This window comes from Alteribacter natronophilus, assembly GCF_006007885.1.
In the GTDB taxonomy this organism is placed as follows: Bacteria; Bacillota; Bacilli; order Bacillales; family Salisediminibacteriaceae; genus Alteribacter; species Alteribacter natronophilus.
The window spans coordinates 21280-29019 of sequence record NZ_VCRO01000009.1 but is presented as its reverse complement, the minus strand read 5'-3'; the positions used below and the strand labels follow the sequence as shown (position 1 = coordinate 29019).

The window sequence follows — 7740 nt, the reverse complement described above, 5'->3', positions numbered from 1 at the left end:
CCATGTTGGTTAAGTTCGCGTCAACACTTTTTTAAAAACATTTTTTTGAGCTGTTTTTTTCGTGTTTCGCTCTCGGCGACGTTTAATAATATACCACGGGTCATTCGAGGAACGCAACCCTCTTTTTAAAAAAGGCTGTGTTCGTATACATTGTTGTTATTGACCAAATTAATTATGCAGCGAAAGGCGGCGACTCCTGCGGGAATAGCATCAGGTGCGAGCGTTTACAGCCTGTGATTGCTTCGAGCTGCTTCGACGCATACAGCTTCGAAGCTTACCTTGCAGAGGAAGAAGCAGAAGCACTCCCCAGGAGGCTGAAGGGATGCCCACGGCATAGAAGACACCGTGAAGCATGAACGGATGTCGCACTTGTGCCTGTGGTGAAAGCGTCCGCCTGCAGCAGAATAAAACAACAATCTTTCCGAAAACAGCTTTAAAAAAAACAGCAAAACCAGGCTCACATACAGCCTGGCATTGCTCTGGAATTCTTTAAACTGACCGGCCCAAAGGGGGACTGATACTCTTACGGCGCTACGGCAGAATCGTTACATCCATGACAATCAGCGCCGCCAGGCCGGGCAGCCCGAGGAACCCCGTTACAGCAGCAGTCATGAAGTTGATCGGCAGTTCATACCCGAAAAGAGAACCAAAGGCATTAAGAAAGAATAAAAACAGTGCACCTGTCAGGATTCTGATTGCACCCTGCCCGGCAAGTCTGAGCGGTTTCATCGGCGCTCCAAGTACCAGCAGCAGAAATATCGCAGCTCCGAGCAGAGACAGCACAAAGAAAGGTTCCATTGCCCTCACACCTTTTACTTAGTTGGTTGCCTGTCCGTGTGACAAGCCTTACCTGACTTTATGCTCTTTCAGACCGACTTAGAACGTTTACCACGGGGAGCTGTTCTATGGCGGTGCCTTACTTCCTTTAATAAAAACAGATACCTGGCCTCATTTAATTTCACCTGATACAGCAGATGATCACTATAATCGGCTTTATGGGATAAGAGAGACCGCTGCTGATCAAGCCTCGATTTCAGCACATCGATTTCGGCCAGCAGACGATCATCCCCTTTCCGCCGGATTACTCTTTTCCTTTTTTTAAAGAACATTGTCACCCACCTCGTCCGGTAATAAACTGGAGATAACTTGCAGGGAGCCCCTCTGCATACAGACGCCCTGAAGGTTCTTCCTTTTATAATAATGAAGAATTCTGCAGGATCTGAAATTTTACTGTTTAGAGTTCCCTGCGGCCCTCTATTGCTTTTGAAAGGGTTACTTCATCCGCATACTCCAGGTCTCCGCCAACAGGAAGGCCATGGGCAATCCGGGTAACTTTAATTCCTGTCGGCTTTACCAGCCTGGAGATGTACATCGCTGTGGCTTCACCCTCGATGTTTGGATTCGTGGCAATAATGATTTCCTGAACCGTTTCATCCTGCAGCCGTTTAATCAGGTCAGGGATATAGATATCCTCGGGGCCAATACCATCCATCGGAGAAATAGCCCCGTGAAGAACGTGGTATTGGCCCTGGTATTCCTTCATCTTTTCCATGGCAATCACATCTTTTGATTCCTGCACTACACAGATTACGGATTCATCCCTTGCTTTGTCATCACAGATCCGGCAAGGATCGGTGTCGGTAATATGGTGACACACAGAACAGTAGGTGAGATTACGCTTGGCGTTCACAAGCGCTTTTGCAAAATCAAGGACGTCATCTTCCTTCATATCCAGTACGTAAAAGGCAAGCCTGGCTGCCGTTTTCGGGCCGATCCCGGGAAGTCTCATGAAACCTTCGATCAGTTTGGAAATCGGTTCAGGGTATTGCATGGCGGTGCCCCTTTCCTTTAGACATTTTGAAACCGGCTGCCCATAAAGCAGCCGGTTTATCTGGTTTCCGGTTCTACTTCCGGAAAGTGTTTCTTCTATTAAACGGTATTTAGAACATTCCCGGCAGGTTCATACCTTTCGTGAACTTGCCCATTCTTTCATTAATAAGATCGTCCACCTGAGTGAGCGCTTCGTTTGTTGCTGCAAGAACAAGATCCTGAAGCATTTCAACATCATCCGGGTCGACAACTTCCTCTTTAATCTGGATATCGACTACACGTTTTTCTCCCGTTACCACGACTGTGACCATGCCGCCCCCTGCAGTGGCTTCAACTGTTTCTTCTTTGAGCTGCTCCTGGGCTTTCGTCATTTCCTTCTGCATTTTCTGCATTTGCTTCATCATATTTCCCATGTTTTTCATTACTGTTTCCTCGCTTTCGTTATTTGTCAGTCTTTTATTTCGACAAGATCTTCTCCGACGAGTTTAATCGCTTCATCGACCAGGGGGTCTCCCCCGTCATCCTGTTCATCGCCTCGCTGTTCTTTGACATAGGAAGCTCTGGTTTCCTCCCAGTGCGGAGAGAGAAGTGTTACAAACTGCATGTCACTTCCCGTTGCCGAGGAAATGGCTCCCTCCACTACGGATCGGAACTTTGTATCTATCATATCACGATGCATCTCGTTCTTAAATGAGAGTACCACCATTTTTTCGGAGGCAGCGACAGGTTTACAGTCATTCAGCCAGGCTGAAGCAGGTACACTTGAAGATTTAACATGGTCGGAAATCTGCCCCCAGTGGGAAGTAACTGTCTGAAGATGTCCTTTGGTGGCATGAGCAAGCATTTCTTTGACTCTGCCGATTTGGCTCCTGCTTTTTGCAGAAGTGGATCCGCGTTTCTTAGGTACAGGTTTATTTCCCCCTGAAGATTGATCCGTGCTCTCCTGTGCTGTCTGCACGCCTGATGTTTTCAGCCGGCTGACCGCTCCCTCAAGTTCCTTCACCTTGTCTTTGAGCTCGTTCACTTCTGTGCTGTCCGCTGTATTTTCCTGCGAAGCGGTTTTCATCTGACAGGCCTGAACTGCAAAGAGCTCAAGAAAGACTTTGGGATGGTTTGACCACTTCATTTCCTGCTGGAAATGGTTCAGCTTCCCAATGATTCCGTAAATCCACTCCTGGGTCAGCAGGGAAGCCGTTTCCTCGAGCTGCTTATCGGGGGTCAGCCTTTCAAGGGAATCCTGCAGCGCAGGAGCTGTCTGGTAAAGAAGAATATCCCTGTAAAAGTAAATCATGTCCTCAAGGAAGCGATTCGGATCCTTTCCTTCTTTTATTACTCTGTCGATCGTCTTCAGGGCCCCTGCAACATCCTTTTGGCGGAGCGCTTTAGCTGTGTCGTACAGAAGCTGCTGGGATACAGCACCGGTAATGGACAGAACATCCTGAAGGGTCACTTCCTCTTCGGCATAGGATACAGCCTGGTCAAGCAGACTCAGGGCGTCACGCATCCCACCCTCGGAAGCTCTTGCGATCATCGTCAGAGCATCACCGTCAACGGATATATCCATCGTTTCCGTAATCTCTTCCATCCGGCCGATCATGGATTCAGAGGAGATTCGTTTAAAATCGAAACGCTGGCACCTGGAAATTATCGTGAGGGGGATTTTGTGCGGTTCTGTCGTAGCCAGAATGAAGATGACGTGCGCCGGCGGTTCTTCAAGTGTCTTTAGAAGAGCATTGAAGGCTCCCGTCGAGAGCATATGTACTTCATCGATAATATACACTTTATATTTCACGGCGCTGGGAGCGAATTTCACTTTATCCCTGATATCCCGGATTTCATCGACACCATTGTTACTGGCAGCATCGATTTCCATAACATCCACGATTGAACCGTCACTGATGCCGCGGCAGGCTGCACATTCATCGCAGGGTTCCTCGACAGGAGCCTGTTCACAGTTAATCGCTTTTGCAATAATTTTGGCTGCACTCGTTTTCCCGGTTCCTCTCGGTCCGGAAAAAAGGTATGCATGGGAGAGCTTCTGCTGAATGAGCGCGTTTTTCAGTGTTTTTGTTATGTGCTCCTGGCCGACGACATCTGAAAGTTTACGGGGCCGCCAGACCCGGTAGAGCGCCTGATAGCTCATGTTTCTCCCCCTTTTTTTAACCCTGTTCATTTGACAGAGCATACACGGATTCTGCGTATTCTTTCTCTATTATACCGGCTCGGATCTGCAATTTCAAAACGAATCACAGGCTTTTTATTATGAGAATGGTAAAAAAATTAACTGCTCACCCGGGCGGGTTTCTGCTGCATCGCCACTGGATTCTGAAATACACAAAAAGAGCAGCTGCTTACTGCAGCTGCTCTATTATAAATTATAGCCGTGCACCTTCCTTTGGGATTAGCACCCCAGGCGTTACCTGAGCAGTTAGCTCGATCCAGGCGACTCCGCGGCACACGGAGGGGACCGCTTACTGCTGCTTCCTTCCGGACCTGACAGGATTCACGGATCTCCGTTGCGCAGAACCCGGATGTCAACACCACTTACTCAGGGCAGACCCTACGATGCTAAAACCTGGGGAAGGAATTCAACCTCGCTATAGCGGATTGCGAGTACAGGGCACCGCTACCTCCCCGTCTAGCACGGCAAAGTTTATAACATATTCGGTTGCGCCGATAACGACGCAGTTCCTAGTATAGTCTGTTTAACAGCGAAATGCAACACATAAACAGCGGCAGGGTACTTACAATTTATGTCATCTGCTGTTTTGATCCTTTTCTTCCACGGCTCCCTTTTCTTCTGCTTCCTTAAGTTTGGCAGTTAAAATATGTGGAGGTGTGTGCATAACTTCTTCAAGACGCATGTTCAGTTTCTCTGCAATCATTTTTGCAGTTTCCGCTGAGAACTGATTCGGCCTCATGTTTCTTCACTTCCCTTCATTAATTGTCAGTGTTTTTTATTGTCTGTTTCTGCTGTTTTTTCTTTTTCCTCAGTTCCCTGAAGAACTGTTTAAGCAGCTCAGCACATTCTTGTTCCAGAATCCCCGGTGTAACGGATGACTGATGATTAAAACGCGGTTCATCCAGCAGGTTCATCAGTGTTCCACAGCACCCGGCTTTCGGATCTGCGGCTCCATATACAACGCGGGGGATTCTCGTCTGCACTATTGCACCTGCACACATGGGACAGGGCTCCAGTGTCACATAGAGTACAGCCTCAGGAAGGCGCCAGCTTTCAGTTTTTTTACAGGCAGCCTCAATTGCAGTGATTTCTGCGTGGCTTGTGCCCTGCTGAATGGTTTCTCTCAGGTTATGCCCGCGCCCGATCACTTCACCGTCCTGAACGATGACCGCACCAATGGGAACCTCACCAAGTTCTCCTGCTGCACGGGCTTCAGCAAGAGCCTCTTTCATCCATTGTTCATCTTCAACTGTGTGAACCTCCGGTGAGGTATCCATCGCTTCCACTTCCTGACTCTAAAATATTCCTTTTGTCGAAAAAACAGTCTGTTTCATTTTCTCATTTCCTATTTTACGTCACATAGCTGTTTGGCTCAAGGCCGCCAGGATGACCGGTTTTGTCTAAAGTTGCCCGGGAAATGACGATTTTTTTATTCCCTTAGTCCTTCTTCTCTTTATTAAAGGCTGTGTTCGTATAGATTGCTTTTGATCAAATTAACTATAGAGCGAAAGGCGGCGACCCGGTGGAAAGAGCAAATAGCGTTTACTTCGCGAATATGCTGCATTCTGCTCCGACACAGCCAACTTCGGAGCATTACTGGCAGAGGAAGAAGCATGATAACTGCTCTGGCGGCTGAGGTCCTGCCCGCGGAAAGCGTCCGCCCGCAGCGGAATAAAACTACATTTTTCCGAAGACAGCTTTATAAAAACCCGAAAAAGAAGCGACGGATATACCGCCGCTTCTTTCAATATAGCTGTTATCTGGCTGACTTCGGGTTAAAGGCGTCTTTAATTCCCTCACCGATAAAGTTGATTGCCAGAATTGTTGATGTGATGGCAACCGCCGGCGGGATCCAGATCCACCAGGAGTTTCTGATTACCGTAGGGCTCCGGGCTTCCTGCATCATATTACCCCAGCTCGGTGTACCAGATGGCACCCCGAACCCGAGGAAGCTCAGTGCTGTTTCTGCTACGATCATAACGGCCAGAAGAAGCGTAGCCTGTACAATGATCGTTGTCATGATGTTTGGAAGCAGATGCTTCCGGATTACTTTAAATGGCGTACCGCCAATGGAGATGGCAGCCATGACATATTCGTTCTCTTTTTCCGACATCATCTTACTCCGTACTACACGGGCAGCTCCGGTCCAGCCGAGTACAATGAAGACCAGGATCAGTGCCCAGATTCCCGCTTCACGGAAAATAGAAGCAAGTACGATAACGAAAACGAGGAACGGGAAGTTCATCATAAAGTCTGTAAAGCGCATCAGAACAGCATCCACCCAGCCGCCGTAGTAGCCGGCAATGGATCCGATTGTCGTTCCGAGAAGAACGATACCGATCATACATACAATACCGATTGTAAGTGATGTTCTCGCTCCGTATAGCAGGAGGGTGAAAATATCCCTTCCAGAACGATCGGTACCGAGAAGATAACCGTCTCCAGGCGGAGAGTTACGGTTCATGATATCAACCAGTGTCGGGCTGTGCGGTGAAATAAGTGGCGCAAGGTACGCCGCAATAACAACTATGATGAGGTAAACCAGACTGATAACAGCCAGTTTGTTACGAAACAGTTTACGTCGGGCAATCGCCCACGGAGATTGTTTTTTCGCTTTCTTTTTCAGTTCTTCAATTCTTTCCTGATCTGTCAATGCTGCTGACATCGTCTCACCCCTATTCCACTCTGATCCGCGGATCTACAACACCATAGATGAGGTCGGCGATAAGGTTACCAACCAGTGTTGCAACCGAGAGCATGAGTGTAATGGCAGTTACGACTGAATAGTCGCGATTAGTAATCGAACTGATTAGAAGCTCTCCAATTCCCCGGTACGTAAATACTGTTTCAATGATGACGGCTCCTCCGATAATGCTTGCAATGTCAAACCCGAACAGCGTAATGATCGGAATGACAGAGTTGCGGAGAATATGCTTATTATAGATGGTTCCCTCAGGTGTTCCTTTGGCACGTGCTGTACGCACGTAATCTTTCTGTGCATTTTCGATAATATCATTACGTAAAAACTGCGTATAACTAGCTGTTGTTAACCCACCTAAGACAAGTGCAGGCAAAGCTGTATGGTGAATCTTACTTACCCACCAGTCCCACGTTCCTGCTTCGAGTCCAGAGCCGACACTTCCCGTTGAAGGGAACCATCCAAACTGGAATGAGAAGATAAAAATTGCAAAAATGGCAGCAACAAAGCTTGGGATGGCTAACATCAGATAGTTAAGTCCCTGTATTCCATAATCTCCAGGTGTGTATGGATGACGACCAGCGTAACGACCCATGAAGAAGGCAAGGACATAGGTGATCATTAACGACATTACGGATAACAGTATGGTGTTAGGCAATCTCTCACCTATCAGCTCTGTAACCGGCATCCTGTGGTTGAACGAACGACCAAAATCCCATTGAAGAACACCTGTGGCCCAGCGTGCATACTGTACATGCACAGGATCATTGAGCCCAAGCTGTTCCCGCATCTGCTCTACATATTGAGGGTCTGTATTTGCAGGGTCAATCTGCCCGGAAAGGGCATCCCCCGGCATAGCTAATGCCAGGGAGAAAACCACAATGGAGATCATGATCAAGATCGGAATCATGATGAGTATTCGTCTTAATGTGTACAGTAACATGATCATTTCTCCTTGCTTTCATTACATGGAAACATCTCCGGTCAACGGGACGCAGCCCGCTGAATCATCAAATGTCACGTTGTAACG

General features: G+C 47.9%; 10 protein-coding genes and 1 other RNA gene. 1 reads left to right on the top strand and 10 read right to left on the bottom strand.

Features of this window, described 5'->3' with window-relative positions; translation table 11 throughout:
* Positions 1–531: 531 nt before the first annotated feature.
* The 10 genes from FGB90_RS19170 to opp4B form a co-directional block, all read right to left on the bottom strand.
* Positions 532–798 (bottom strand): pro-sigmaK processing inhibitor BofA family protein, encoded by a 267-nt coding sequence (locus FGB90_RS19170; RefSeq protein WP_138812471.1) that lies wholly within the window; start codon positions 796–798, stop codon positions 532–534.
* 68 nt (positions 799–866) lie between these two features.
* Positions 867–1109, bottom strand: a complete 243-nt coding sequence (locus FGB90_RS19165) for a YaaL family protein (protein WP_138812470.1) — start codon at positions 1107–1109, stop codon at positions 867–869.
* A 125-nt stretch (positions 1110–1234) separates the two neighbouring features.
* Positions 1235–1831, bottom strand: a complete 597-nt coding sequence (recR, locus tag FGB90_RS19160; protein ID WP_138812469.1) for a recombination mediator RecR — start codon at positions 1829–1831, stop codon at positions 1235–1237.
* 109 nt (positions 1832–1940) lie between these two features.
* Complete coding sequence (locus FGB90_RS19155) at positions 1941–2252, bottom strand: YbaB/EbfC family nucleoid-associated protein (protein ID WP_138812468.1); 312 nt, start codon at positions 2250–2252, stop codon at positions 1941–1943.
* Between the two features lie 26 nt (positions 2253–2278).
* Positions 2279–3973, bottom strand: coding sequence for a DNA polymerase III subunit gamma/tau (gene dnaX, locus FGB90_RS19150; RefSeq protein ID WP_138812467.1), 1695 nt, complete (start codon positions 3971–3973; stop codon positions 2279–2281).
* A gap of 238 nt (positions 3974–4211) precedes the next feature.
* Positions 4212–4477: signal recognition particle sRNA large type (ffs, locus tag FGB90_RS19145), an RNA gene on the bottom strand.
* A 109-nt stretch (positions 4478–4586) separates the two neighbouring features.
* The gene (locus tag FGB90_RS19140) at positions 4587–4751 is read right to left on the bottom strand and encodes a YycC family protein (protein WP_138812466.1); all 165 of its coding nucleotides are present in this window, start codon (positions 4749–4751) and stop codon (positions 4587–4589) included.
* Positions 4752–4770: 19 nt separating this feature from the next.
* Complete coding sequence (gene tadA, locus FGB90_RS19135) at positions 4771–5289, bottom strand: tRNA adenosine(34) deaminase TadA (RefSeq protein WP_138812465.1); 519 nt, start codon at positions 5287–5289, stop codon at positions 4771–4773.
* Positions 5290–5768: 479 nt separating this feature from the next.
* On the bottom strand, positions 5769–6677 hold the full coding sequence (gene opp4C / locus FGB90_RS19130) for an oligopeptide ABC transporter permease (protein WP_138812464.1): 909 nt from the start codon (positions 6675–6677) through the stop codon (positions 5769–5771).
* Between the two features lie 10 nt (positions 6678–6687).
* Entirely contained in the window at positions 6688–7653 is a 966-nt protein-coding gene (opp4B, locus tag FGB90_RS19125) for an oligopeptide ABC transporter permease (protein ID WP_138812463.1), read from the bottom strand.
* On the opposite strand from opp4B, the gene FGB90_RS19795 reads away from it, so the two are divergent.
* A complete protein-coding gene (locus tag FGB90_RS19795) occupies positions 7592–7738 on the top strand; it encodes a hypothetical protein (RefSeq protein WP_171051918.1) in 147 nt (48 codons plus the stop codon). The genes opp4B and FGB90_RS19795 overlap by 62 nt on opposite strands.
* Positions 7739–7740: the final 2 nt, after the last annotated feature.

Coding starts and splice junctions, on each gene's coding strand:
- FGB90_RS19170 (WP_138812471.1), bottom strand. CDS start 798: ATGGAACCTTTCTTTGTGCTGTCTCTGCTCGGAGCTGCGATATTTCTG.
- recR (WP_138812469.1), bottom strand. CDS start 1,831: ATGCAATACCCTGAACCGATTTCCAAACTGATCGAAGGTTTCATGAGA.
- tadA (WP_138812465.1), bottom strand. CDS start 5,289: ATGGATACCTCACCGGAGGTTCACACAGTTGAAGATGAACAATGGATG.
- opp4C (WP_138812464.1), bottom strand. CDS start 6,677: ATGTCAGCAGCATTGACAGATCAGGAAAGAATTGAAGAACTGAAAAAG.
- FGB90_RS19140 (WP_138812466.1), bottom strand. CDS start 4,751: ATGAGGCCGAATCAGTTCTCAGCGGAAACTGCAAAAATGATTGCAGAG.
- dnaX (WP_138812467.1), bottom strand. CDS start 3,973: ATGAGCTATCAGGCGCTCTACCGGGTCTGGCGGCCCCGTAAACTTTCA.
- FGB90_RS19165 (WP_138812470.1), bottom strand. CDS start 1,109: ATGTTCTTTAAAAAAAGGAAAAGAGTAATCCGGCGGAAAGGGGATGAT.
- FGB90_RS19155 (WP_138812468.1), bottom strand. CDS start 2,252: ATGAAAAACATGGGAAATATGATGAAGCAAATGCAGAAAATGCAGAAG.
- FGB90_RS19795 (WP_171051918.1), top strand. CDS start 7,592: ATGGAGATCATGATCAAGATCGGAATCATGATGAGTATTCGTCTTAAT.
- opp4B (WP_138812463.1), bottom strand. CDS start 7,653: ATGTTACTGTACACATTAAGACGAATACTCATCATGATTCCGATCTTG.